Source organism: Ureibacillus sp. FSL K6-3587 (genome assembly GCF_038593165.1).
In the GTDB taxonomy this organism is placed as follows: Bacteria; Bacillota; Bacilli; order Bacillales_A; family Planococcaceae; genus Ureibacillus; species Ureibacillus suwonensis.
In genome coordinates, this window is the sequence record NZ_CP151969.1 from 1,796,921 (window position 1) to 1,821,678 (window position 24,758).

Genomic DNA, 24,758 nt, shown 5'->3' on the forward strand with positions numbered 1-24,758 from the left:
CATCCACCATAAAAGCCTACGTATTGTTAACTGTTTGTGTTATCTACATTATGGGAAAGAAATATCCATTTTCATGCCAGGGTTGTGAATGAAAATTCATGATTGTTTTTTATGGAAAAGTTTACTAACAGAATATTCTGTATTATCAATCGAATTGTGTTATTTTAATGCGACGGTAGTGATGAATTCTGTATATATGGAGGATTGATGCATGGTTACAATCAGCTTATGCATGATTGTCAAAGATGAAGAAAATGTGCTGGAGCGCTGTTTAAATAGCGTAAAAGATCTTGTGGATGAAATCGTTATTGCCGATACGGGCTCGTCCGATCGAACAAAGGAAATCGCCCGGAAATATACGGATAAAGTTTTTGATTTTGAGTGGGCGGATGATTTTTCGGCAGCAAGAAACTTTGCTTTTCAGCAGGCGACGAAAGACTACGTTTTCTGGATGGATGCGGATGATGTCCTTTTGGATGAGGATCGGGAGAAATTCAAAAAGTTAAAGGAACAATTGCCGTCCGAAGTGGATGCGGTGTCGATGCTCTATCATCTTGCTTTTGATGAGTATAATAATCCAACCTTTAGCTTTAGAAGATACAGACTGGTGAAAAGGGAGAAAAACTTTGTTTGGAAAGGGGCAGTCCATGAGTACTTGGAGGTTTCCGGAAAAGTGCTGCATTCAGATACAGCGATTACTCATCGAAGGGAAAAAAAGGAAGACTCCAGTGACCGGAATTTAAAAATCTATGAAAAGCGTTTGAAAAAAGGGGAAGAATTTACACCTCGAGATTTATTTTATTACAGCAATGAATTAAAAGATCATGGACAGTATGAAAAAGCAATCGAACATTACGAAGAATTTTTGAAGCTTGAAGATGTACGGGAAGAAGAAAAAATCCGTGCATGCATCAATATGGCTTATTGTTACAGAAGATTAGGGAATCTGGAAAAAGAGATTGAATCTTTGGTGCGTTCAATACAATATGATGTGCCGAGACCGGAAGTTTCTTGCCGAATGGGTGATTTGTATCTTGAAAGAAAATTATACGATAAAGCGATTATGTGGTATCAGTTGGCTTTAATGGTTGATACATCAAAAATTCTGGGTATTGTACAACAGGCATACTCCACTTGGTATCCATACTTGCAGCTTTGCGTTTGCCACTGGCACAAAGGCGATAAAGAAATGGCCGTTGAATATAATAAAAAAGCCAAAGAATATCGTCCGAATGACCGGGCGGTTCTTTATAATGAAGAGTTTTTCAGAAAACATTTTAAAGAAGTCGGCGATGAAAAATAAACGAGGCTGGGACAAAACCCCCTCTAAAATGGAAACAGCTCATGAAATTTTGGAATGAAATTTCATGAGCTGTTCTTCATTTTTTCAATAAAAAATAAGGACCTCTTCTGTTAAAATTAAGTTACCACCAAAACTAACAGAAAGAAGGGTCCTTATGTTTAAATATTATAACATGAATCAATTAGTTTTACCTCTAGATTTAGAAATAAAATTACAAGAAAATGATATTGCCTTCCACATCCACCATTTAGTTGAAAGTATTCCAGATGAAGCCTTCCAGCCGTTTCTTCGAAATACAGGTTGTCCTGCTTATCATCCACGCATGATGCTAAAAATGATTTTGTGTGCCTATTCGCAGTCTGTCTTTTCAGGTCGAAAAATGGAAGCGCTATTAAAGGACAGTATACGAATGATGTGGTTGGCACAAGGATATGAACCAAGTTATCGGACGATCAATCGTTTTCGTGTGCATCCGGAAGTAAAAGAATTAATTCGTCAATGTTTTGTCCAATTCCGTTGCCAACTGGTGGAAGAAAAGTTAATCGATCAAGAAGCCATTTTTATCGATGGTACGAAGATTGAAGCGAATGCCAATAAATTTACTTTCGTATGGAAGAAATCCATTGAAAAATACAACCAAAACTTAATTGAAAAGTCCAATCAGTTATACAACGAACTATTAGAAAAAGAAATCATCCCTGAAATGGAGCGGGAAAATGAGGGAGAACTGTCCGTAGAAGAACTCGCTCAAATGGTGCAACAAGTCGATGAAGTCATTAAGGAATATGACCAAAAGATAGAAACATCGCCCGATGCCACAGAACGAAAAGCATTAAGAAGCGAACGAAAATATCCAAAACAAGCGTACAAACAATTAATAGACTTCATTCTACGAAAACAAAAATACCAAAAAGACTTGGACATCTTGGGGGAACGGAACAGTTATTCCAAAACAGATCAAGATGCGACGTTCATGCGAATGAAAGACGACTATATGAAAAACGGTCAATTGAAAGCTGGATACAATGTACAAATCGCAACAGAAGGTCAATACGCACTAGCTTATAGCATCTTTCCAAATCCTACTGATACACGTACATTAATTCCGTTCTTGAATAAGATAGAAAAGGATTATTTTCCGTTGCCAAAGTATATTGTCGCAGATGCTGGTTATGGTAGTGAACAAAACTATGAAGACATCCTTTCGAATCGAAAATGTGAGGCACTCATTCCATATACCATGTATGAGAAAGAACAAAAGAAGAAATATAAACAAAATCCATTTCATCCAGACAATTGGATGTACGACGAAGAAAGTGATACCTACATTTGTCCAAATCAGCAGCGAGTAACCTTCCGTTATCGTTCTGTACGTACAGATAAGACTGGTTTCAAACGAGAATTGAAAATCTATGAATGTGAAAACTGTTCAGGATGTCCATTTCGTTCATCATGCACAAAAGCAAAGGAAGGCAATCACCGAAAGGTCATGGTGAATGAAAAATGGGAACAACAAAAAGAATATGTAAGAGCGAAGCTTTCAGAAGAAAAAGCTGGTTCTATTTTCCGTCAACGTAAAATGGACGTAGAACCAGTTTTTGGATTCTTGAAGGCTAATTTGCGTTTCACTCGATTTTCCGTCCGAGGAAAATCGAAGGTGGAAAATGAAATGGGGATTGCCTTAATGGCCGTGAATTTACGGAAATACACGGCCAACAAAGATCAACTAACAAAAAATAATGGGGATAAATGGAAAAAGGAGAATTTGAGCCAACTCAAATTCTCCTTTTTCCTATCTAGAAGCTAGTTTTGTCCCAGCCCCGTTCTTACCTCTAGTCAAGTGTTTTTTATTAAATAATTTGGTTAACATAGATTTTATTTTGGAAGGAAGGGGTACCCCTTCCTTCCAAAATAAATTTTCGCATGACAAATAGACCTCACGATTTCCATTTTTTTCGCCAGGTCTTTGTGATATAATCTTACTTACGATTACTGATGCATTGTTGCCTTTTCGTAATCGTATTTCAGATTATGTGTGATAAGGTGATAAGCCGATTTCAAGAACTTATTCACGCATGCTATGGACGCAACTTTATGAGGTTTCCTCTGGGGTTGCGTTTTTAATTTATCATAATAATCTACAATATGATTTTGTGTATTTTTCCGTAGTTGGATCATGGTCTGGATCATGTAAAATAGAATCTTTCTAAGTTTGTTATTTCCTCTTTTATTAATCTTGTCTTTATAAAAGGTATTCCCAGATTGATATCTCATGATATCAATACCGACGTAAGCATTCAGTTGTTTATGGTTTTTGAATCGTCGAATATCTCCTAGTTCTCCAATTAAACGAACTGCAGTCGTTTCTCCGATTCCTGGAAATGAAATTAAAATCTGATACTCTTGTTTATCTTTCGATAATTTAACCATCTTTTGGACAAGTTGATCTCTTTTCTCCTTCAAGTCTGCAATCCGTTTGGCATAATCCCGCACTTGTTCACAGCGAATATCATCTTTTGAAATTGCTGGATACGCTTCTTTTGCTGCTTCGATTAAAGCGATCCCTTTTTCTTCAGCACGTGCCAATGATAAGTTTTTTCTTGTGTTGGCTTTTAAACGATTACGAATCACTGTTTTTGAACAAACTAACACATGATCCGGATGAGGGTATAATTGAACGACATTCAAAAATAAAGCAGAACGTTTACTGAATAGCTTTTCTAACTCGGGAAAACTCAATTGTAGAATCGCATGTAAACGACTATATAAATGCGTCATTTCACTACTTAATTCATCATAATATCTCGTCATTGCACGCATTTGTTTATAATAATCCTCTTCTTGATAAGTTTGTTCACGTTCAACTCTAAAGTGAGTTTTCGCAAGTTCATGAGCGTCGCTTTTATCTGTTTTTTGTCTCCTCATTGAAGCCATTTGAATATTCGCTTCGAGTGGGTTAACTCGATAATACATATAACCTTGATCACCTAAGAATCGTTCTAGTGGTTTTGAATATACGCCTGTTGCTTCAAAGACAATATCAGGTGCCTGTCCATCTTTTTGTGTTAAAGATATAAGGGTTTCGTTTAATTTCTTGAAAGAGTAACGGTTATGGGTTATTTCACCCTCATATTCGCATTGACGATAACGGTCGTAAATGACCATTGTACTTTTCCCCATACTGACATCAAATGCCACTACGTGTTTCATATTTTCTGCCTCTCCTTTTTAGCCAAACATAGAAGTTCTTCACATTGCCTTATCGATTCCATTTTCTTATACACGGTCTCTTCGGACCCAACATACTAAACTGATTCAAATAAGGATGTGAAGTTGGTCTGTTTTTAATACGGACTCTATTTGGTCCCAGGGGCTGTTCGACCTTCCTTCACTTCTACTATAAAAAAAATAGTAGCACAAACCTTGGCCTAGGTCTGTACTACTAATGTTAGTATGTTTTTCATGCATTTATTTTTTAAGATTTACCCAATTTTTCCAAACATTGTTTTTTATAATGTTCCGCTTTAAAACTTCCTGTTCCTTTTAGGATCAAGTATTTGGATTTTTGTTCCCCAAGCTCCAGGCATTTTTCAAAACTTGCCAAAGCCTCATGATAATGGTTCGTTTGATAAAGGATCAATCCTTTTAGAAAATGCAAATCAACATAATCAGGGTATAATGCAATCGCTTTTTCAATTCCTTCCAACGCGTGATCCAAACTGTTCGTATCGACGAGAATGCCGTATTTTAAGCGGTAGAGGATGGAAGGCGGTTTGATGCCTTCCAGCAAAAACCGGAAGATCGATTCGTTTAGATAATCAAAGGCTTTTTTATAATCTCCGCTGCGATAATATTCATTTGCCAAATGATACTCAATCCATGGGCTGTGATTCGGATCTTTATATTCTTCTTGGATAAGCTTCAGGTTTCGTTCTGCTTTATTGCGCTTGGCGGTTAATTCTTCGATATATCCATAATGATGGATGGGGATTTCCAAATAATCGGTTGTGAAGCTGGAATCTTGGACAGTTGGGAAAATAGGGGCTTCGTGAATGCGATTATAGAATTTAATTCCTTTATGATTTTGAAATAAACGTTGTTGATAATAGATAAATGCATTTTTCGGATTTACCGGAAATGTTTCGCCGTAATAATTCAAAACGGGCATTAAATACATGGTCGCAGTGGAATTGTTTAAGGTTTGCTTTAACAATTGTTCATGGCCGGTTTCCATTTCTTCATCCGCATCGAGCCACAAAATCCAATCCCCTTTGGCTTTTGAAAGGGCGAAGTTTCGTGCTTCAGCAAAATGATCTTTCCATTCAAAAGGGAAAACGGAGGCATTATATTTTTTGCAAATTTCCACTGTTTGGTCGTCCGAGCCGGTATCAACAATAATGATTTCATCCACGATTCCTTGAACACTTTTTAAACATTGTTCAATAAAATCCTCTTCATTTTTGACAATCATACAAAGGGAAATTGAAGGGGAAGACAATGAACCTACACTTCCTTTTTCCGTGGTATATGCATATTGTTGGCCAACCAAGGTGGAGGTAAGGGTGACAAAATAATCGTTACGTGATTTGATTCGTCTTCATCCGATTCCTTATTGGTTTCTTCATAAATACGGATGTAATAATAGTTCAAAATCTGGGCAACCGTTTTTTCGGAAATCATTTGATGTTCTTCAAGAAGAAATGGATATTGTTGCAATAACATTTGCATCTTTTCAAACAGTTCTCTATTTGCATCTGTAAAAAAAGGTGATATTGCTTCGGAAGAAATGAATGTTCGGTAAATATAAAAGTGGAGTAAAAGCAGCATGTGCAATTTTTCGATTAATACTAATGATTGGATGACTTGTGTTTCACTTTGAAGCAGTTCTTCATCCGATAGTTCTTGCGTTTGATGGCGACGTTCAAAAAAGTTGATCAGGAATTGGGCAAAAGAATGAATGAATGTTGAAAAGTTCAGCGAACATTGTAGCAACTCAACTTGATGATTTTCTTCCATTGTTCACCCCCCTCGTAAAAAGCATAATGCTTAATGATCGTAATTTTTTTCGGATTTACACTTTGGACAATGACAATCCCTCTTCTTCTTGTTAGGGCAATAGCATAATGAAGAATCGAACGGGTCTTTACAATGATGATGTTTACATTTACAATCTTTCTCTTCCTTGCATTCTTTACATTTGTAATGTTTACGAGGATGACAGCAAGATTTTTGATTCAGTGTCACCACATCTTCAAGCTTGAATTGGAGCAAGATTTGCGATTTCACTACGGTGCGCAAGGTTTGATTGACGCTCTCATTGATTTTTAAGTAGCCATGAAAATCGCAAGGAGACTTTTTTATAAACATTTGAAGTTTTTCGGCTTCAGCATTCAAAATATGGGAAAGACCAATTTCCTCCATTGCAATGGAAGAAAGAAATAAATTGATGGTCTTACATCGATCTAATGTAATCTCAGGAGTAATATCGGGAATGGTAGGCAAAGACATTCAAAGTGACCTCCTTAAATAGATAACCATCCATGTGGCTCAATGTACTCTCATACACCCTCTAGTTTATTGAAACGAAGCTGGATTTGTGCCTAATTTCAATGATTTCGTTCATTTTTGAATCATTAATTTCAGAGTGCCTGTCACTAGTTTCCAAATGAAAACTGAGTAAAATTGATGTTGTAATGAGTGATTTCAAAAAAAACTGCAGACCACTTGAATCATTCAAGTGAGTCTGCAGTTTAAATGGATTGGCTTAAGCAATTCGATGGATGGACCAAACGATTGGAGCACCACCACCGCCAAGGTCTATGGTAATTGATAATCCATCATCGATATAGAATAGGCCTATTACATCACCTTCAGTAAGTTCCACTTCTCCTGCTAATGTGACCGTTCCATTACCAAGAACCCCTCTTATGTTAACTAATGCTAAACCAATGTTCAAAATTGGGAATAGTCCTACGATTAAATCATCGCCGGTAGTAATATTACGTACTGCAAATGCCGGGTTGCCAGCAAATGATATAGATAAAGCTACAGTTGTACTATAACTGATAGTTGCTGAGATCGAGTATCTACCAGTAGCTGGAACCGTAAAGTTACCACTAACAGGATCAAAGTCAGTTGTATTAAAGTATGGTGAAGCTATAGTCCAGTTGCCAAGCTGACCACCAGCGGCTACACTAGCTGCTGTTCTAACTGCTGAGAATCCTTCGATTGCAAAGTTTGGTCCCGTCGGTCCAGTCGGTCCCGTCGGTCCCGTCGGTCCCGTCGGTCCAGTCGGCCCTGTTGGTCCCGTCGGCCCTGTTGGTCCCGTCGGCCCTGTCGGTCCCGTCGGCCCTGTCGGTCCCGTCGGCCCTGTCGGTCCCGTCGGCCCTGTCGGTCCCGTCGGCCCTGTCGGTCCCGTCGGCCCTGTCGGTCCCGTCGGCCCTGTCGGTCCCGTCGGCCCTGTCGGTCCCGTCGGCCCTGTCGGTCCCGTCGGCCCTGTCGGTCCCGTCGGTCCAGTCGGCCCTGTCGGTCCTGTTGGTCCCGTCGGCCCTGTTGGTCCCGTCGGTCCAGTCGGTCCTGTTGGTCCAGTAGGCCCTGTTGGTCCGGTCGGCCCTGTCGGTCCAGTCGGCCCAGTCGGTCCAGTAGGCCCTGTTGGTCCGGTCGGCCCTGTTGGTCCCGTCGGCCCTGTCGGTCCCGTCGGTCCCGTCGGTCCAGTGGCACCCGTTGGTCCAGTGGCACCCGTTGGTCCCGTCGGTCCAGTAGGCCCTGTTGGTCCGGTCGGCCCTGTCGGTCCAGTAGGTCCCGTCGGTCCAGTAGGCCCAGTCGGTCCGGTCGGCCCTGTTGGTCCCGTCGGTCCAGTCGGTCCTGTTGGTCCAGTAGGCCCTGTTGGTCCGGTCGGCCCTGTCGGTCCAGTCGGCCCAGTCGGTCCAGTAGGCCCTGTTGGTCCCGTCGGTCCGGTCGGCCCTGTTGGTCCCGTCGGCCCTGTCGGTCCAGTAGGTCCCGTCGGTCCAGTGGCACCCGTTGGTCCAGTGGCACCCGTTGGTCCCGTCGGCCCTGTTGGTCCAGTGGCACCCGTTGGTCCCGTCGGTCCGGTCGGCCCTGTTGGTCCAGTGTTACCTTGAGGTCCAGTCGGTCCAGTAGGTCCAGTGGCACCTTGAGGTCCGGTAGGTCCAGTAGGTCCAGTGGCACCTTGAGGTCCGGTAGGTCCAGTCGGTCCAGTGGCACCCGTTGGTCCCGTCGGTCCGGTCGGCCCTGTTGGTCCAGTGTTACCTTGAGGTCCAGTCGGTCCAGTCGGTCCAGTGGCACCTTGAGGTCCGGTAGGTCCAGTAGGTCCAGTGTTACCTTGAGGTCCGGTAGGTCCAGTTGGTCCAGTGTTACCTTGAGGTCCCGTCGGTCCGGTCGGCCCTGTTGGTCCAGTGTTACCTTGAGGTCCAGTCGGTCCAGTAGGTCCAGTGTTACCTTGAGGTCCAGTCGGTCCAGTGGCACCTTGAGGTCCGGTAGGTCCGTCGGTCCGGTCGGCCCTGTTGGTCCCGTCGGCCCTGTCGGTCCAGTAGGTCCCGTCGGTCCAGTGGCACCCGTTGGTCCAGTGGCACCCGTTGGTCCCGTCGGCCCTGTTGGTCCAGTGGCACCCGTTGGTCCCGTCGGTCCGGTCGGCCCTGTTGGTCCAGTGTTACCTTGAGGTCCAGTCGGTCCAGTAGGTCCAGTGGCACCTTGAGGTCCGGTAGGTCCAGTAGGTCCAGTGGCACCTTGAGGTCCGGTAGGTCCAGTCGGTCCAGTGGCACCCGTTGGTCCCGTCGGTCCGGTCGGCCCTGTTGGTCCAGTGTTACCTTGAGGTCCAGTCGGTCCAGTCGGTCCAGTGGCACCTTGAGGTCCGGTAGGTCCAGTAGGTCCAGTGTTACCTTGAGGTCCGGTAGGTCCAGTTGGTCCAGTGTTACCTTGAGGTCCCGTCGGTCCGGTCGGCCCTGTTGGTCCAGTGTTACCTTGAGGTCCAGTCGGTCCAGTAGGTCCAGTGTTACCTTGAGGTCCAGTCGGTCCAGTGGCACCTTGAGGTCCGGTAGGTCCAGTAGGTCCAGTGTTACCTTGAGGTCCGGTAGGTCCAGTAGGTCCAGTGTTACCTTGAGGTCCAGTCGGTCCAGTCGGTCCAGTGTTACCTTGAGGTCCAGTAGGTCCCGTCGGCCCAGGTGGCCCCGTCGGTCCTCCAGTGTCCGTAATTAACTCCGAAACTTGTTTTAGCTTATTGTCTAATAATAATTCTTTCTTAATCGACATTGCGATTGTATCATGAACACTGTTATTGACTTGTAGAAGATCTTCAAGGGACGCTGCTGGTGATAGCCCAGAAATACCGGGAATTGTTCCTAACGCGTATTGGATTTTTTCGCCCTCAGCGTTAAGAATATGAGCCAAACTTAATTCTTCCATTGCAATGGAAGCAAGGAGTAAGTTTATTACGTCAGCTCTTCTGATGGTAATATTGGGGGTTATATTCGGTAGATTGGGCTGAGACATTCCATAACTCCTTTCCTTGAAAAGTAAAACGCGTTACCATGGGAGTAACTCGATGATTTCGCATCAGTTAATGACCATTGGCAATACGGTCGTTTATAATCTATTCCTTGTTGGAAAGGAGATAAGGAATAAAAGCCCATTTTCATTGCAAAATCTACTATTAACAAAAAATCAATCTACGATGATAGTTTTAATGCCATAAGATGAAAAATTAATAGTGCTTATGTTTATTCTTTATTAATTCAATTACTTGTTTTAATTTATTATCCAATAAAAGTTCCTTTTGGATTGTTGATGTTAAAGTATGGTTAACGCTGTCGTTGATTTTTAAAATTAAATCTGTTGTCGTCGGAAGATGGGTGGGGGCTTCGTTCAGTTTTCCAATGGCAAATTGAATTTTCTCACCTTCCGCATTTATAATGTGGGCCAAACCAATTTCTTCCAATGCGATGGAAGCTAATAAAAGATTAATGACATCTTCACGGTCTATACTGATTTTGGGCGAGATGTCGGGAATATTCGGCATCGACATAGACTGATCTCCCTCCACATGGACTTAAACGTACGTCCGTTTTAGGCATACATACAATAGTAATATATTCATCATTTATTGTGGGGTTCATCCGGCAATTAAGACGGGGCATTTGCCAGCATCTCAAGTGGAAGTATCCGCAAAGGTGCGGCAGTAATGGATGAATGGGTGAAAGTCCGCATATAGAGGGGATATTCGTAATTAGCTGCAGTTTTTTCTCCAACCGTTTTTATCATTATCTTTCCTATTAAACATAAAGGTGCTCTTTAAAGAGCCGGATCCTTTGAAAGTGCGGACCGAATCAATGGTCGATCTGTTACCGGCTTTTTTCAAAATATGGATTAAAATTATGAAGGATTTTTCTTGGAATCAAAGCCGATTTCCAAAAGGCATAAAAAATGTTGAAAAAAGTAAATTTAATTCTCTTGACCAGAAAAATCAGAAGATTCAAAATGAAACTATACAAGAAAAGGGGTGGAGAAATGGAATATTTACAATATCGTCAAACAGGGGAAATCGGTTACATTACCATCGATAATATGCAGGAATTTAACACTTTAACCTTGGATTTGCTTGAAGAATTGGATGAACTATTGAAGCGGATCGCAGCGGCGCGGGAAGTGAAAACCGTTGTGATTGAAGGTTCCGACAAAGTTTTTTGTGCGGGACACAGTTTGCGGGAAATTGAAGAAAAGACAGAAAATGAAGTGCTGAAGCTTTTCCAAACTTGCTATAGAGTGATGCGTACAATGCGCGATATGCCGCAACTGGTTATTTCAAAAGTGAAAAAAGCGGCGGTTGCAGCCGGCTGCCAATTGGTTGCTGCCAGTGATATGGCGGTTGCCAGCGAAGAAGCCAAATTTGCAACACCAGGTATTAATAGCGGTCTATTTTGCAGTACGCCTGCGGTATTTTTGAGCCGTAATATAGGTAGAAAAAAAGCGGTGGAAATGTTGTTTACCGGGAACTTTATTACTGCGCAGGAGGCCCTTCAACATGGTCTTGTAAACAAAGTGGTTCCAGCCGAATTGCTGGATGAGGAAACGGAAAAGTTGGCAAAAGAAGTGACGAAACAAAGTTTAAATATCATTGAATTAGGGAAGCGGCAATTCTATCAACAAATTCATATGGAAGACTTCCAAGCGCTCAATTATGCGACAGAAGTGATTGCTTTGAACAGCAAGCATCCCGATGCGCAGGAAGGAATCCGGGCGTTCTTTGAAAAACGCAAGCCAGTTTGGAATGATACCAAGACTACTGTAAATTAAATAAGTTAGGTATATGAAAAGGGGAATCTGAGCGTATTCAAATTCCCCTTTTTGATTTGGTTTACTGAATTTCACAGGGCATTCATGATCTTTCAAAATGTTCCCCATCAATAGCGTTCCTCTTTCAATTGCCCGATATTCAGAATGAAATGGCCTTCTTTATTGACCCGGAGCAGTTCTTTTTTCTTCAATTGATTTAGCGTACGGTTGACCGTTTCCCGGCTGGTGCCAATCATGTTGGCCAAATCGCGGTTTGTGAATTGATTTTTTATAATAAAAATATCGTTTTCCATTTCTTGACCATGGTTTTTCGCCAAACGGATCAGAAGGGAGACGACTTGTTCATAAGAATTTTGTAAAATTTTTTCTTCCAAACGATTTTGCAGGTCAACGATTAAATCCCCCAGAATACGGAAAATTTTTATACATACTTGAGGATTCTTCATTAAAAATTCTTCAAAGGAATGAATCGGAATATAAATCAATTGCGATTTTTCCACCGCTTGTGCATGGGCAGGATAATTTCCTTTTCTAAAAAACCCTTGATGGGGAAACATTTGCCCTGAAACGAGTACATTAAGGATTTGTTCTTTTCCTTGCAAATCGGTGCGGTAAATTTTTATCATTCCTTCTTGGATAAAGTAAACGTTTGCCAAAGGATCCCCCTGCATAAATACATGGGTACCTGCTTGATACTGGCGGGATTTTGCAATATTCACAATGGGCATCATTTCATGGTCTGACAAATCTTTAAAAAGAGCAAATTGTTGAAGAAGGGATTGGATGGATTGATTATTCATAAATTCAACACCTTTAAACATGTATGTTATATATTACTTTAACATAGTGATGGATTGTTTGTAATAAAAAATTTTGCAGAGTGTGTTTTACCTCACAACCCATTCATCAATACAAAGCTATGATTGATGTTGAAAGCATTGAAATGAAAATGGAGGTTACGAATATGAAAAAAATTTCTGTCAGCATAATTGCTCCGGATTTTGAACCGAGAATTCGCCATGCAAAAATTTTTGAGACATTTGAGGGGTTGAAATCCGGCGAATATATGGAACTGATCAATGACCACGATCCAAAACCGTTATATTATCAATTTATGATGGAACGGGAAGGTCAATTTTCTTGGGAATATATTGAAGAAGGTCCTGACAGATGGAAAGTCATTATCGGCAAAATTTAAATTTGTACAGGGGCTGTCCGAAAAGTCGATTGAATCGACCTTGGGCTCAGCCCTTTTTTCTGTTTTTAGGGTACAAAAAAATCGTCCTTTTTTATAGAATGAAATTGACCAAAAAACATTCCATAGAAAGGACGATTTCTTATGAATAATCAAATGACTATTCAAGAAAATTATAACACGCAATTAGAAATGACTCTAGAGGGTATTCAAAAAATAGAGGTTCAAAAGAATAAGAAACGCAAAAAACTAGTTTTCCAACCTTATTGCAATCGTCAAGTCATGAGCATTTTAGATATCGAAATGTATATTCCTGAAAATCATGTCGCCCGTTTAGTGGATGAAATGGTGGAATCGATTCCGGATGAAGTGTTGTATACTCATTATGTTGGTGGGGGTCGTGCACCCTATCACCCTAAAATGTTATTGAAAGTGATTTTATATGCGTACACTCAAAACGTTTATTCAAGTCGGAAAATGGCGCAAATGGTGAAAGAAAATCTTCCGATGATGTGGTTGGCGGGATTGCAAACCCCTGACCATCGCACAATAAATGATTTTCGTAGTGTTCGTATGTCAAACATGATGGATTCTGTATTTGAACAATTTGTCCTTCAACTAGTAGAACAAGGATTTATCGACCTCGACCATATTTTTGTGGATGGTACGAAAATAGAAGCGAATGCCAACAAATATACGTTTGTATGGCGAAAATCCGTAGAAAAATATGATCAGAAACTACGAGCCAAAATTCAATCGTTTCTACAAGAAGCGCACCAAATCGCCTTGGAGGAATTAAAAGAAGAACAATTAGAAGAAGAATTAGAAAAATCATCGGCACAACTTTCTGAGAGAATAGAAGCTTTGGAAAAAGATTATAAACAGGAAGAAGACAAAGAAAGAAAAAAAGAACTTCGCTCTAAAAAATCCCAACTCACCAAACAACTGAAAACGATTCAAACGGATTATCTTCCACGATTACGAAAATACAAAGTACAAAAACAGATTCTAGGTGAACGAAATAGCTACTCGAAAACCGACCATGAGGCCACTTTTATGCGAATGAAAGAGGACCATATGAAAAACGGCCAACTCAAGGCGGGTTATAATGTTCAACTCGCCACACAACATCAATTTATCGTGGGATTTGAAATTTATCAAAATCCAGGAGATACTCGCTGTTTCCAACCATTTATGGAAAAGTTATTGGAATCGATACCGAAGGAAAAGAAACTCAAGTATGTCATTGCCGATGCAGGATATGCGAGTGAAGAAAACTATTTATATGCGATTGGCGAAGAAAAAGAACCTCGTTTTGAATTATTAGCCCCATACCAAACCTATTTGAAGGAACAAAGTAAAAAGTTTAAAAAGGATTTATCAAAAGTACAAAACTGGAAATACATCGAAGAAGACGATTGCTTTATCTGTCCGAACAATCGGAAAGTCGTATTCAAGTATTATCAAAAAAGAAAAAATGCATCTGGATACATACAAGATTTGAAAGTGTACGAGTGTGAAGATTGTACGGATTGCCCGTTGAAGAATGGGTGTACGAAAGCCAAAGGAAATCGTCGAGTATATTGGAACACGATTTATGAAGAAATGAAAGCGAAAGCCAAAGCAGCTCTTGGTGACGAACAAAAGGCAGCTCTTTATGCGAAGCGTAAAGTGGATGTCGAAAGTGTGTTCGGGAACATCAAGGGCAATTTGCGTTTCACTCGATTTCTGTTACGGGGGCTTCATAAAGTCCGAACAGAATTCGGGATTGTGGCAATGGCCCACAACATACTGAAATGGGCCGCAAATTCCCAAACCAATTTCAAAAATAAGGAAACAGAGCGAATGGAAAAACTCATTGTTTTCTCCATTCGCTCTGTTTTTATGGACTTTTTAGACAAGCCCTTTTAAACTAAAGAAAGAGCTTTCATTCATGACGGATCAGCCGTCTGAATGAAAGCATCATGTCAAATTAGACTTCCGGCAGTTTAAACAACTTTCTTGTGTTCTCTGTTGCGGATTTTGCAACAACTTCCGGTTCTACACCCATATATTTTGCAATTTCGTTGACGATATGCGGCAAAAAGGCCGGTTCGTTCCGACGATTTTTCGGTTTGTTTTCCATGTTCCGTGGAAGAAGATACGGTGCATCGGTCTCAATCAATAAACGGTCCAGAGGAATGAATTTTACTGCGTTTTGCAAATCTTGTCCTCTACGTTCATCGCAAATCCATCCAGTGACTCCTATATAAAATCCCATCGAAACATATTTTTTCACTTGCTCTACATTGCCTGTAAAACAGTGGACCACCGATTTTTCCGCCAAATCGCGAAAGCCCGCAAAAATTTCGCAAAAGCGTTCATGGGCATCGCGTTCGTGCAAAAAGAGTGGCATTGAAAGTTTTCTTGCCAACTCCAGATGGGCTTCAAAACATTTTTCTTGAATGTCTTGGGGAGAAAACATCCGATTGAAATCAAGGCCGCATTCCCCTATGGCAATCACTTCGTCATGCTGTGCCAACTTTTCCAATTCATTCATTGTGTGATTCGTGAAAGTTTTTGCATCATGGGGATGAATGCCGGCAGTGGAAAACAGCGTGTTTGGATAGTTCTTTGCAATTTCCAAAGCTTGTTTGCTGCTTTTTAAGCTGGCGCCAGTCAATATCATTTGGACGACACCGTTTTCGATCCCCCGTTTAATCACTTCTTTTCGATCATTGTCAAATTGCTTATCCGTTAAATTGACTCCTATATCGATCAATTGCTGCATTGAAGTTCCTCCATCTACTGTTGAGTGAAAAAGTATATCAAAAACAATATACATTACCGTGGAGGAAATTTCATGAATAACGGGTCAAATAAATGGAGGCCGAAAATTGATGAAAGGAGAATTTGAGTGTACTCAAATTCTCCTTTCTCCTTTCAAACGAGATTAGAATGCCCAGTCGCCTTTGCGGAAAATCGGCACAATGGAGCCGTCTTTTAGGATTCCGTCAATGTCCATCTCGGCTGATCCGATCATAAAGTCGACATGGACATTGGAGATGTTCAACCCTTGTGCCCGCAATTCCTCTTCGTTCATTTTTGTGCCGCCCTCAATGGTAAAAGGATAAGCGGAACCGATGGCAATATGGTTTGATGCATTTTCATCAAATAACGTATTGAAGAATGTGACTCCGGATTGGGAAATTGGCGAAGGATCCGGAACGAGGGCCACCTCCCCTAAGCCGGTTGCCCCTTCGTTATCAAAAACAAGTTTTTTAATGGCTTCGTCGCCTTTTTCAGCGGAAATGTCCACAATTTTACCGTCTTTAAAGTGGACAACAATGCCTTCGATTAATTGTCCCGCATAGCTCAAAGGCTTCGTGCTGCGAACAACCCCTTCCATACGGCGGGTATCGGGTGCGGTAAAGACCTCTTCCGTCGGCATATTGGCAATGAATTCTTCGCCTTTAGGATTGTAGCTTTCGGCACATGTCCAAATATGATTTTTCGGCAAACCTAATTTAAAGTCCGTGCCTGGCGCTTTAAAGTGCAATGTTTCAAATTGGTATTCATTCAGTTTTTTCGCTTTTTCATTCAATGTATTTTTATGTTTTTCCCAAGCGGCAATCGGGTCGTCTTCATATACCCGGCAAGTTTTGAAAATTTGATCCCATAACGCATCGACTTGTTCTTCGGCCGTTTCTAAATGAGGGAACACTTTTTTTGCCCAAGCGCTGCCAGCCGCTGCTGCAACCGTCCATTTAATATCGTTGTTTTGTGTTGCTTTTCGTTGGATGTGGAAAGCTTTGGTGGCCGCTTTCTGGAATGCGGCTACTTTGGCCGGATCCGCAGAGTCGAGCAAACTTGGGTCACTGGAAAGAATGGAAAGTCTTGAAACTTTTTTATTTAACACGTGGTCTTCGGATTCCTCAATTTCATATGGAGGAATGTCCGTAAGCACTTCTGTCGGTTGGTGTAGATAATGCAATTTTGTGATTTCATCATCGGTCCACTTCACAATGACTTTTTCCGCCCCTAATGCATAGGCTTCTTCCGTAATGTAGCGGGCAAGCGGTGCCTGGTCGACGGCAATGGTCATTTTCACCCAATCGCCGGGTTGCACATTGATTCCTTTTGCCACGAGAAGCTTTGCATATTTTCTTAACAGTTCATCGAAATTTTGCAACATATCAATTCCTCCATATGTGTTTTTTACCAATTTTACCACATTCGTTAATAAGATTTTCGGAACGGTTCAAATTATTTTTTTGTAAAACGATTGGCGTAGGTGCTGGCAACAAAGGAATCCGGTTTGATTTTTGCTTCAATTCCCAGGGAGTTCATCCTTGCAATCATTTCATTGACAAAGACCCTTGTTTTGTTCCGGTTCCCGCACCCGATGTCAATATGTCCTTCAATGGTGAAACTTGCACCTTTATAAACATGGGGCAAAACGAGATTGATCAATTGCTCCTTCTTTTCTTCCGTAAACATCGAAACGACTTCTTCAGTCAGGGAAGTTTCGTAGGAGATGCGTTCGTGCAGGTTCGTCATTCTTCTGGGAACAATCACTTTTCGGAAGCAAGCCCAAACGCCTTTTCCTTTTTGTTGAATGACGATTCCGGTGATAAATTTTGTTTCTTTGCTGAATACTTGTGAATCCGTTCCAAACATCAACGTAAAATTGCCGGTCGGATCTTTTTTGATAAACTGGACAATTGCTTCAAACACTTCCTCAAATGTCATGTTTTTTTGACTCAAATTCTGAAAGGTTCCGTCCGTCACTCTGTCGCTGTTCATCAATCTTACCTTTCTTATATGTTTTTGAATTAGTAGTACAGTTTATTCATGACCGGAATAGAAATGTGCATATCCAACCGTTTCGGGAAGGAGCATGGTGCGGAGGGTAGATTTCCCATCCCGCTGTTAAGCAAACTTATTCAATGTGCGGATCAACCTCATTGCCTGTTCTTATGTCAATCACTTTTTCATTGTTCTCTGGTGTTGGAATGATCTTGCTTTCAGGAGGCTGTATATTTTTTTCAACCCAATCCACCAATAAAAGAAATGCTTGATGGGCATAAGGCAATAACGGTTGAAGCTCTTTTTCAGGATCGGTTATCGGATTCCAAACGAGTCCATCTACATGATTTCCTTTTTCGACAATATATAGTCGATGAAGATGATCTTTTCCTGCCTGTTTCACTAATTTTTCATAACCCTTTGCATGGATATCCGGGAAAATGAGCGTGTCCAAAGATCCTGTAATACTGATGAGCGGAACATCGATGTTGCCGGTGTTTTCGATTTCCTTGATTTTTTCCTTCATAAATTTTCTTCTTTCCTCGTAATGATAATTTTTGAAAATATGGTCGTAAGAACGGTCGCGTAATCCGATGGCATTATAATTTAAGTAATTTGGCCAATTGATCCGGTTTGGTGCCGTCGGGTCAAAATGATCCCGGTAAATGTTCAAAGTGATAAACCAGTAAATTTGGTCATGGTATGCCCATAATTTCTCGGATCCTTTTGGAACACCCGCTTTATACAATTCTTTTATTGCTTCTTCCTTTGCTTCACCGTTGCCATAAATCGCTTGTTCCGCATAATTGACGACAGGAATCAAAGAACTGATGAGATTTGGGGGTTCTTCTGTCCAAAGTACGCCTTCCCAATCGACGCCGCCATCAAACAGCCGCCCTTCCCCCGTCTTTTCCGGGTCATCGTTTTCCAACGCATAGCGAACTACATAGCCCCCGTTGGAAATCCCGATGGCATATGTCGGTACTGGATGATCCGGGCGTATTAATTTGCTTGCCGGATTTGAAGCATCATTCGGATCAATGAGTTTGTCGCCAAAGTTCTTTATTAAATATTGTTGTGCCGCTTTCGTTATTTGCCTGAAGCGGAAATGCCATTCTGCGACGGAATTCTTTTCGTCCGCCAGCGCATTTTTTGCTTTCGCCAATGGATCACCTGCAACTTCCTTCCCTTGTGTTCCTTTATCTGTAGTTGCGAAGGCAAATCCCTTTTCGAGGACAAAATCGCTGAACAACAGGTCCGTTGCCGTTTCATTTCTCGTTGCCGGGATGCCGGATACCACCAATTTGCCATTCCAATGGTCAGGAACGCGAATAATAAATTGTGCATCCTCAAAAGCGCCGTTCACTTGGATGCCAGTAATTTTCCCCGGCTTATACATTTGATGCCAACCGGTTCCTTTTTCGGGATTACCCCAAAAAATTGGAGCCAAAAAATTATTTCCATAAAGATTTGCTTTTTCCAGCTGTCTTGGGTTCAAAGTTGTCAACCATCGCTGCTTTTGTCCATCAAAATGGGTCACTTTCACTGAGTGGGCTCCTGGTATGATTTCATCGTCAGTATGTGAAGTTGTCCCTTTGTCAAAAGAATTGAAGAAGAAAAAAGAGGTTGAATGAATTCCAATCAGTTTCCGATACAAGAAAAAACGCTCCTTTTTTTATGAAAGAATTTTACTCTATTTGTATATTCATTTTTCTGGAAACTTATGAAATTCCGTTGTGATATGGGGAGACGGACACCGGAAAAGGGAATAAATTGATATAACAGCAGCACAAGGAAGAAAAATTGTTGAATTAGAGGTGAAAAATTTAAAAAAACATCATAAAATATAGTTATAAGAAAAAATTTATTTAATGGGAGGAATGCCGATGATAACCGGTCAGTTAGAGCGGGCCTTTCAGTTAGCTGAAAAGCATCGTCTCGAAGTCAGTACCATTTTGGAATTAGACAAAATCATAAGGAAGGAAATTAATTCGACCCCAGTGGTGGAAGAAAAAATTCTTCAGCAAGTCATAAAAATATTGGAAAATAACAAGAGATTTTTGAAGGAGGCAACATAACAATTGGAAAAACAAGTTGAATTGTATGGTGATATAGACGAATTTGATTATAGGCACTGCTCTGGAAAACAAGGAAATGAGAGCAGTGCCTTTAATATTTTATACATAATTTAATTTTTTTTTGCTTTACGTTTTTTTGCCAATTCCGCAGTCGCTGTAAATAAAACATCAGAAGATGAGTTCAATGCCGTCTCGCAAGAATCCTGCAATACACCGATGATGAATCCGACAGCCACCACTTGCATGGCGATATCATTGGAAATGCCGAATAAACTGCATGCAACCGGAATCAACAGCAAGGATCCTCCGGCAACACCTGATGCACCGGCAGCGGAGATGGCCGAAATGACTACTAAAATGATGGCCGTCATTACATCCACTTCAATTCCGAGCGTATGGCTCGCCGCAAGCGTTAAAACGGAAATGGTGATCGCGGCACCGGCCATATTGATGGTAGCGCCCAATGGAATCGATACAGAATATGTATCTTTATCCAACCCTAATTTTTCGCATAACGCCAAGTTGACAGGAATGTTTGCCGCGGAACTTCGGGTAAAGAAGGCAAAGATTGCACTTTCTTTGAGCGTCATCCAAACAAGCGGATATGGATTTTGCCGCGTACAAATGAAAGTGATGAGCGGGTTCACCACTAAAGCGACAAAGAACATACAGCCAAGAAGAACAATGAGCAATCTTCCATATTCAACCAAAGCAGACAGACCGTTGGATGCAATTGAATCAAACACAAGCCCCATAATACCGATAGGTGCAATATTGATGACCCATTTGACGATAGTTGAAATGGCTTCTGAAAGATTGTCGATCATGGTTTTCGTAGAATCCGCCGCTTTTTTTAGCGCTATCCCGAGAACTACCGCCCAAGCCAAAATTCCGATGTAATTGGCATTCATCAATGCGCTAACCGGATTTGAAACAATATTAAACAGCAATGTCTGAAAAACCTCAGCGATTCCTTCCGGCGGAGTCACATCTTCAGCACTTGTTTTTAATGTCAAATTCGTTGGAAAAAGAAAGCTGGCAATGACCCCGATGGCACCGGCAGCAGTTGTACCGATTGCATAAAGAACTAAAATGGTTTTCATATTGGTCTTCTTGTTGCTGTTATGATTGGCGATCGCTTGGATGACCAGTACCAACACAAGCACTGGGGCCACCGCTTTTAAGGCGCTGACAAACAAACTTCCTAAAATCGATAGCCAACTGAAAGCGTTTGGGACTGTGACCGCCAAAAGAATGCCTAAAACTAGTCCGATGATGATCCGTTTGACTAGGCTAATGCTGCTCCATGTACTCCAAATATTTTTCATAAAACCCTCCAAAGAATAAATTCTCGTTGGAAATACAATTGTTTACTCCAAAAAGACAATTAAGACAGATATAGTGTAGCACGGATTTTTGAAATCTTAAGAAATTTGTTATTTCCGAATAATAAGAAAAGTTTATTTATTTTGATTAAATAAAAAAATCTCCTCTAAAGGAGATTTCAACATTATTGATTCGCTTATTTTATTTCCCACAAACCTGCCCCATTCAATATCCGCTGGATGCCTCCCTTGCAAAGGCCGTGGGAACGCCAAGTGCAAGTATAACAAAGGATATCGATATCCTCCGGAGTGACATATTTTCGGATGCGGGACTCCACTTCTTCCCATGTTAGTACTTGTCCAACTCTCAAACCTAATTTTTCCAAAACTTGATGATCCCGATCGAAAATGCTTTTATCCAGGCAATGATATTCTTTGCATTCGGGATATTTTTCGCAAATCTGATCAATGCCGTCGATAATCTGAATTTCCGTTTTTGGGTCGGTTCTCAATTCATGGTGAATCTTCTTCATATTTTTTGCAAATTCTTCTGAATATCCCATTCCTCTAAAACCGACAAGGCAAAAAAGATGATGACCACGCAGCTTATACATCGTTTTCCTCCTAAAGGTAACGTTATGACGTTAATTACATGATACCATTTAGGAGGAAAAAATTGTATATGAAGAAATAAAATGATGTTTCAGCGAAAGTGAATGGTTTTTCCAAACAATCTCAATGTTCCCTACATTTCTAAAGTATTAATGACTTCCACATGTACATTCTAATGGCACAAGGAGGTGAACGACATGGCGGACCGCAGTTCCAACAAATTAGTGTTTCCAGGTGCAGAAGCAGCTTTGAATCAAATGAAATATGAAATCGCACAAGAGTTTGGCGTAAACCTCTCACCAGATACATCTTCCCGGGCTAACGGTTCAGTTGGTGGGGAAATTACGAAACGTCTTGTGCAAATGGCTCAGCAACAATTGCAAGGAAAGTCAGAATAAACGTTTGACTATTAAAAAGAGCGAAATTTACTTTCGCTCTTTTTCTTTAGGTGCGCCCGGCATGTACATGAACTATAGGGTGTAAGTCCCGAACCCCGAAGACAGAAGTAGAGGTTAGCCAAGAGCAAGGGTGTCCGTGGTGACGCGGAATCTGAAGGAAGCTGGAGGCAAAACACCGGTCCGAGGAACACGAACCTCATATAAGGCTAGGTATGATTGAGTGAGTTTGCCTAACAAAACAAAGCTCTTTCTGTCGAAGGTCATATCGAGTAAATGAGGCGGATAGATGGTGTGAAAGTGCATGTACTTACCCGGGGAGGTCTGGCGGATATGTGAAGTACGCTTCATAACCTACTTAGCGATAGGTAGCTGAACCGTCAGAAGTCAGCAGAGGTCATAGTATTAGTTGGTTTAGAACTACTAAGAAGGACCGAACAATGAAGAGAGAATAGCCCTTGGCATTCAGTGAGTCATGATGAACACAGAAAACGTAGTACCTCACTTGAGGAAGGAAGCGGTGAATCCCGTGGGAGACCTCTTGGAGGGTGGAGTGACCACTGGCATAAAGAGAACAGCTATTCACGGAAGTTATAAAAACTTGCGTCAATGATCTTAATTGAACCGCCGTATACGGAACCGTACGTACGGTGGTGTGAGAGGACGGGAGTTAATCGCTCCCTCCTACTCGATTGCGCCTGGCATGGGTGTAATCTATAGGGTGTAAGTCCCGAACTGTGAAGGCAGAAGTAACAGTTAGCTTAACGCAAGGGTGTCCGTGGTGACGCGGAATCTGAAGGAAGCGAGCGGCAAACTTCCGGTCTGAGGAACACGAACTTCATATAAGGCTAGGTATGATTGAGTGAGTTTGCAAAACAAAACAAAGCTCTTTCTGTCGAAGGTCATATCGAGTAGATGAGGCGGATAGATGGTGTGAAAGTGCATGTACTTACCCGGGGAGGTCTGGCGGATAGGTGAAGTACGCTTCATAACCTACTTAGTGATCAGTAGCTGAACCGTCAGAAGTCAGCAGAGGTCATCGTATTAGTTGGTTTAGAACTACTAAGAAGGACCGAACAATGAAGAGAGAATAGCCCTTGGCATTCAGTGAGTCATGATGAACACAGAAAACGTAGTACCTCACTTGAGGAAGGAAGCGGTGAATCCCGTGGGAGACCTCTTGGAGGGTGGAGTGACCACTGGCATAAAGAGAACAGCTATTCACGGAAGTTATAAAAACTTGCGTCAATGATCTTAATTGAACCGCCGTATACGGAACCGTACGTGCGGTGGTGTGAGAGGACGGGAGTTAATCGCTCCCTCCTACTCGATTCAATTAAATCCGATATTATTTTAACCATAATGCCCAATATTAGACGTGCGATACGAAAAAACATTAAAAAATTAAAAACGTCAAATACAAACCGGCCAACGTGAAAAATAATATTGGGAGGGTTAACACAATTCCCATTTTAAAATAAGTTCCCCAGGAAATTTTGATTCCTTTCGTTTTAAGAACATGCAGCCATACAAGTGTTGCAAGCGATCCGATCGGTGTAATTTTTGGTCCTAAATCGGAACCGATGACATTGGCGAAAATCAAAGCATCCTGAATGGTACCGGATGTATTTGTTTCTGCGATGGCCAATGAGTCAATCATGATGGTCGGCAAATTATTCATCACGGAAGAAAGAAAAGCTGCAAGATAGCCCATTCCAATGGTTGCAGTGAATAATCCTCCCTGCGAAGTCCATTCAATCACGTAAGCGATTGCTTTTGTAAAGCCGGCATTCCCAAGACCATATACAACGAGATACATACCGATGGAGAAAAATACGATATTCCAGGGTGCCCCTTTGATCACCGCCTTAATATTCACAGCCGGACTTTTCCAAGCCAAAGCCAGAAGGAAAATCGCCATGATCCAGCCGATGACGCAAACAGGGATATGTATCAGTTCAGCTGTAAAATAACCGATTAATAATACAACCATCACGGGCCATGCCAATTTGAACAATTTTTTATCCCGGACGGCTTCCCGGGGATTTTTGAGCATTGCTGCATCATATTTTGGTGGAATGGATTTTCGGAAATACAGATACAACACAAGGATGGTTGCCATCAAAGAAAATAAATTTGGCACTATCATTCGCAGAGCATATTCCTTGAAACTCACACCAAAAAAATCGGCGGCAATGACATTCACCAGATTGCTGATTAGAAAGGGAAGAGAGGTGGTGTCAGCGATAAAACCGCTTGCCATAATGAAAGGAAAAATCATTTTTTCGCTTAATTGCAGATTCCGCACCATGGCTAGCACTATGGGTGTCAAGATCAATGCGGCACCATCATTGGAGAAAAAGGCTGAAACAAAAGCTCCAAGGACTGTGACGAAAATAAACATTCTTACGCCGTTCCCTTTCGCGATACGGGCCATGTGCAACGCGGACCATTCAAATAAACCGATTTGATCCAAAATCAATGAAATAATGATGATGGCGATAAATAACAAGGTGGCATTCCAAGTGATATCCACAACCGAAAAAACGTCTTTAATATCCACCACTCCGACGAGCAGCGCCAGGACTGCCCCTCCGCATGCAAACCATCCGATACTTATATTTTTTGGTTGGCGTATTACGAGGAAGAGCGTAAAGATGAATATTAGGACAGCGAATAGTAAGTTAAGCAAAACCGGATCCTCCAACCCAACTGAATTGTTTGAATGTCTAAATGTCACAATTGCTATTTTAT

Annotated in this window: 24 protein-coding genes and 1 pseudogene; 11 read left to right on the forward strand and 14 right to left on the reverse strand. The window is 41.5% G+C overall.

The annotated features are described in order from the left end of the window. The first annotated feature begins 211 nt into the window (after positions 1 to 211). The gene (locus NSS77_RS08830; protein WP_342468461.1) at positions 212 to 1,303 is read left to right on the forward strand and encodes a glycosyltransferase; all 1,092 of its coding nucleotides are present in this window, start codon (positions 212 to 214) and stop codon (positions 1,301 to 1,303) included. Positions 1,304 to 1,457: 154 nt separating this feature from the next. Further along, positions 1,458 to 3,110, forward strand: a complete 1,653-nt coding sequence (locus tag NSS77_RS08835) for an IS1182 family transposase (protein ID WP_342468462.1) — start codon at positions 1,458 to 1,460, stop codon at positions 3,108 to 3,110. Positions 3,111 to 3,292: 182 nt separating this feature from the next. Here NSS77_RS08835 and NSS77_RS08840 read toward each other — a convergent pair whose 3' ends face one another. The 5 genes from NSS77_RS08840 to NSS77_RS08860 all read right to left on the reverse strand — a co-directional run bounded on the left by NSS77_RS08840 (position 3,293) and on the right by NSS77_RS08860 (position 7,259). Beyond that, complete coding sequence (locus NSS77_RS08840) at positions 3,293 to 4,513, reverse strand: IS110 family transposase (RefSeq protein WP_342468463.1); 1,221 nt, start codon at positions 4,511 to 4,513, stop codon at positions 3,293 to 3,295. A gap of 265 nt (positions 4,514 to 4,778) precedes the next feature. Next, positions 4,779 to 5,801 (reverse strand): glycosyltransferase, encoded by a 1,023-nt coding sequence (locus NSS77_RS08845; protein ID WP_342468464.1) that lies wholly within the window; start codon positions 5,799 to 5,801, stop codon positions 4,779 to 4,781. Between the two features lie 5 nt (positions 5,802 to 5,806). Continuing rightward, positions 5,807 to 6,319, reverse strand: a complete 513-nt coding sequence (locus NSS77_RS08850; RefSeq protein ID WP_342468465.1) for a hypothetical protein — start codon at positions 6,317 to 6,319, stop codon at positions 5,807 to 5,809. A gap of 30 nt (positions 6,320 to 6,349) precedes the next feature. Further along, entirely contained in the window at positions 6,350 to 6,811 is a 462-nt protein-coding gene (locus NSS77_RS08855; RefSeq protein ID WP_342468466.1) for a hypothetical protein, read from the reverse strand. A 256-nt stretch (positions 6,812 to 7,067) separates the two neighbouring features. Further along, entirely contained in the window at positions 7,068 to 7,259 is a 192-nt protein-coding gene (locus NSS77_RS08860; protein WP_342468467.1) for a hypothetical protein, read from the reverse strand. A 970-nt stretch (positions 7,260 to 8,229) separates the two neighbouring features. Between NSS77_RS08860 and NSS77_RS08865 the strand changes: the two are divergent. Both NSS77_RS08865 and NSS77_RS08870 read left to right on the forward strand, forming a co-directional pair. Then, positions 8,230 to 8,424: pseudogene (locus tag NSS77_RS08865) on the forward strand (hypothetical protein); the annotation flags it as partial. Between the two features lie 365 nt (positions 8,425 to 8,789). Beyond that, positions 8,790 to 8,981, forward strand: a complete 192-nt coding sequence (locus NSS77_RS08870) for a hypothetical protein (protein WP_342468468.1) — start codon at positions 8,790 to 8,792, stop codon at positions 8,979 to 8,981. A gap of 1,041 nt (positions 8,982 to 10,022) precedes the next feature. Here the strand turns inward: NSS77_RS08870 and NSS77_RS08875 are convergent. Further along, positions 10,023 to 10,343 carry a hypothetical protein gene (locus NSS77_RS08875; protein ID WP_342468469.1) on the reverse strand — a complete coding sequence of 107 codons (321 nt, stop codon included), beginning with the start codon at positions 10,341 to 10,343 and terminating at the stop codon, positions 10,023 to 10,025. Positions 10,344 to 10,825: 482 nt separating this feature from the next. Here NSS77_RS08875 and NSS77_RS08880 point away from each other — a divergent pair, with 482 nt between their 5' ends. Beyond that, positions 10,826 to 11,611 carry an enoyl-CoA hydratase-related protein gene (locus NSS77_RS08880; protein WP_342468470.1) on the forward strand — a complete coding sequence of 262 codons (786 nt, stop codon included), beginning with the start codon at positions 10,826 to 10,828 and terminating at the stop codon, positions 11,609 to 11,611. Positions 11,612 to 11,718: 107 nt separating this feature from the next. Here NSS77_RS08880 and NSS77_RS08885 read toward each other — a convergent pair whose 3' ends face one another. Then, a complete protein-coding gene (locus tag NSS77_RS08885) occupies positions 11,719 to 12,411 on the reverse strand; it encodes a Crp/Fnr family transcriptional regulator (RefSeq protein ID WP_342468471.1) in 693 nt (230 codons plus the stop codon). Between the two features lie 164 nt (positions 12,412 to 12,575). Here NSS77_RS08885 and NSS77_RS08890 point away from each other — a divergent pair, with 164 nt between their 5' ends. Together NSS77_RS08890 and NSS77_RS08895 are read left to right on the forward strand one after the other, a co-directional pair. After that, positions 12,576 to 12,809 (forward strand): DUF2249 domain-containing protein, encoded by a 234-nt coding sequence (locus NSS77_RS08890; RefSeq protein ID WP_342468472.1) that lies wholly within the window; start codon positions 12,576 to 12,578, stop codon positions 12,807 to 12,809. A 141-nt stretch (positions 12,810 to 12,950) separates the two neighbouring features. Next, positions 12,951 to 14,717: an IS1182 family transposase gene (locus tag NSS77_RS08895; RefSeq protein WP_342468473.1), complete on the forward strand. Its 1,767-nt coding sequence runs from the start codon at positions 12,951 to 12,953 to the stop codon at positions 14,715 to 14,717. 61 nt (positions 14,718 to 14,778) lie between these two features. On the opposite strand, the gene NSS77_RS08900 is transcribed toward NSS77_RS08895, so the two are convergent. The 4 genes from NSS77_RS08900 to NSS77_RS08915 form a co-directional block, all read right to left on the reverse strand. Beyond that, positions 14,779 to 15,576: a TatD family hydrolase gene (locus NSS77_RS08900; RefSeq protein WP_342468474.1), complete on the reverse strand. Its 798-nt coding sequence runs from the start codon at positions 15,574 to 15,576 to the stop codon at positions 14,779 to 14,781. 162 nt (positions 15,577 to 15,738) lie between these two features. Then, a complete protein-coding gene (locus tag NSS77_RS08905; protein WP_342468475.1) occupies positions 15,739 to 16,980 on the reverse strand; it encodes an aminopeptidase in 1,242 nt (413 codons plus the stop codon). 71 nt (positions 16,981 to 17,051) lie between these two features. Further along, entirely contained in the window at positions 17,052 to 17,591 is a 540-nt protein-coding gene (locus tag NSS77_RS08910) for a ribonuclease H-like YkuK family protein (RefSeq protein ID WP_342468476.1), read from the reverse strand. Positions 17,592 to 17,727: 136 nt separating this feature from the next. Beyond that, a complete protein-coding gene (locus tag NSS77_RS08915) occupies positions 17,728 to 19,251 on the reverse strand; it encodes an alpha/beta hydrolase (protein ID WP_342468477.1) in 1,524 nt (507 codons plus the stop codon). A 229-nt stretch (positions 19,252 to 19,480) separates the two neighbouring features. Here NSS77_RS08915 and NSS77_RS08920 point away from each other — a divergent pair, with 229 nt between their 5' ends. Continuing rightward, positions 19,481 to 19,672: an ABC transporter permease gene (locus NSS77_RS08920; protein WP_342468478.1), complete on the forward strand. Its 192-nt coding sequence runs from the start codon at positions 19,481 to 19,483 to the stop codon at positions 19,670 to 19,672. Positions 19,673 to 19,782: 110 nt separating this feature from the next. On the opposite strand, the gene sstT is transcribed toward NSS77_RS08920, so the two are convergent. Beyond that, positions 19,783 to 21,000: a serine/threonine transporter SstT gene (sstT, locus tag NSS77_RS08925; RefSeq protein ID WP_342468479.1), complete on the reverse strand. Its 1,218-nt coding sequence runs from the start codon at positions 20,998 to 21,000 to the stop codon at positions 19,783 to 19,785. A 194-nt stretch (positions 21,001 to 21,194) separates the two neighbouring features. After that, positions 21,195 to 21,611 (reverse strand): DUF1284 domain-containing protein, encoded by a 417-nt coding sequence (locus NSS77_RS08930; RefSeq protein ID WP_342468480.1) that lies wholly within the window; start codon positions 21,609 to 21,611, stop codon positions 21,195 to 21,197. 195 nt (positions 21,612 to 21,806) lie between these two features. Between NSS77_RS08930 and NSS77_RS08935 the strand changes: the two genes are divergently transcribed. The 3 genes from NSS77_RS08935 to NSS77_RS08945 all read left to right on the forward strand — a co-directional run bounded on the left by NSS77_RS08935 (position 21,807) and on the right by NSS77_RS08945 (position 23,256). After that, positions 21,807 to 22,007 (forward strand): alpha/beta-type small acid-soluble spore protein, encoded by a 201-nt coding sequence (locus NSS77_RS08935; protein ID WP_342468481.1) that lies wholly within the window; start codon positions 21,807 to 21,809, stop codon positions 22,005 to 22,007. A 472-nt stretch (positions 22,008 to 22,479) separates the two neighbouring features. Further along, the gene (locus tag NSS77_RS08940) at positions 22,480 to 22,617 is read left to right on the forward strand and encodes a hypothetical protein (protein ID WP_342468482.1); all 138 of its coding nucleotides are present in this window, start codon (positions 22,480 to 22,482) and stop codon (positions 22,615 to 22,617) included. 501 nt (positions 22,618 to 23,118) lie between these two features. Continuing rightward, on the forward strand, positions 23,119 to 23,256 hold the full coding sequence (locus tag NSS77_RS08945; protein ID WP_342468482.1) for a hypothetical protein: 138 nt from the start codon (positions 23,119 to 23,121) through the stop codon (positions 23,254 to 23,256). A gap of 144 nt (positions 23,257 to 23,400) precedes the next feature. Here the strand turns inward: NSS77_RS08945 and NSS77_RS08950 are convergent, their stop codons facing one another. After that, on the reverse strand, positions 23,401 to 24,696 hold the full coding sequence (locus NSS77_RS08950) for an arsenic transporter (protein ID WP_342468483.1): 1,296 nt from the start codon (positions 24,694 to 24,696) through the stop codon (positions 23,401 to 23,403). Positions 24,697 to 24,758 lie beyond the last annotated feature (62 nt).

Bases quoted from the DNA above. Each gene is read 5' to 3' on its own strand.
- NSS77_RS08855 (WP_342468466.1), bottom strand. From the start codon at position 6,811: ATGTCTTTGCCTACCATTCCCGATATTACTCCTGAGATTACATTAGAT.
- NSS77_RS08920 (WP_342468478.1), top strand. From the start codon at position 19,481: ATGATAACCGGTCAGTTAGAGCGGGCCTTTCAGTTAGCTGAAAAGCAT.
- NSS77_RS08900 (WP_342468474.1), bottom strand. From the start codon at position 15,576: ATGCAGCAATTGATCGATATAGGAGTCAATTTAACGGATAAGCAATTT.
- NSS77_RS08875 (WP_342468469.1), bottom strand. From the start codon at position 10,343: ATGTCGATGCCGAATATTCCCGACATCTCGCCCAAAATCAGTATAGAC.
- NSS77_RS08940 (WP_342468482.1), top strand. From the start codon at position 22,480: ATGATGAACACAGAAAACGTAGTACCTCACTTGAGGAAGGAAGCGGTG.
- NSS77_RS08945 (WP_342468482.1), top strand. From the start codon at position 23,119: ATGATGAACACAGAAAACGTAGTACCTCACTTGAGGAAGGAAGCGGTG.
- NSS77_RS08840 (WP_342468463.1), bottom strand. From the start codon at position 4,513: ATGAAACACGTAGTGGCATTTGATGTCAGTATGGGGAAAAGTACAATG.
- NSS77_RS08850 (WP_342468465.1), bottom strand. From the start codon at position 6,319: ATGGAAGAAAATCATCAAGTTGAGTTGCTACAATGTTCGCTGAACTTT.
- NSS77_RS08895 (WP_342468473.1), top strand. From the start codon at position 12,951: ATGAATAATCAAATGACTATTCAAGAAAATTATAACACGCAATTAGAA.
- NSS77_RS08830 (WP_342468461.1), top strand. From the start codon at position 212: ATGGTTACAATCAGCTTATGCATGATTGTCAAAGATGAAGAAAATGTG.
- NSS77_RS08835 (WP_342468462.1), top strand. From the start codon at position 1,458: ATGTTTAAATATTATAACATGAATCAATTAGTTTTACCTCTAGATTTA.
- NSS77_RS08935 (WP_342468481.1), top strand. From the start codon at position 21,807: ATGGCGGACCGCAGTTCCAACAAATTAGTGTTTCCAGGTGCAGAAGCA.
- NSS77_RS08905 (WP_342468475.1), bottom strand. From the start codon at position 16,980: ATGTTGCAAAATTTCGATGAACTGTTAAGAAAATATGCAAAGCTTCTC.
- NSS77_RS08910 (WP_342468476.1), bottom strand. From the start codon at position 17,591: ATGAACAGCGACAGAGTGACGGACGGAACCTTTCAGAATTTGAGTCAA.
- NSS77_RS08890 (WP_342468472.1), top strand. From the start codon at position 12,576: ATGAAAAAAATTTCTGTCAGCATAATTGCTCCGGATTTTGAACCGAGA.
- NSS77_RS08885 (WP_342468471.1), bottom strand. From the start codon at position 12,411: ATGAATAATCAATCCATCCAATCCCTTCTTCAACAATTTGCTCTTTTT.
- NSS77_RS08930 (WP_342468480.1), bottom strand. From the start codon at position 21,611: ATGTATAAGCTGCGTGGTCATCATCTTTTTTGCCTTGTCGGTTTTAGA.
- NSS77_RS08880 (WP_342468470.1), top strand. From the start codon at position 10,826: ATGGAATATTTACAATATCGTCAAACAGGGGAAATCGGTTACATTACC.
- sstT (WP_342468479.1), bottom strand. From the start codon at position 21,000: ATGAAAAATATTTGGAGTACATGGAGCAGCATTAGCCTAGTCAAACGG.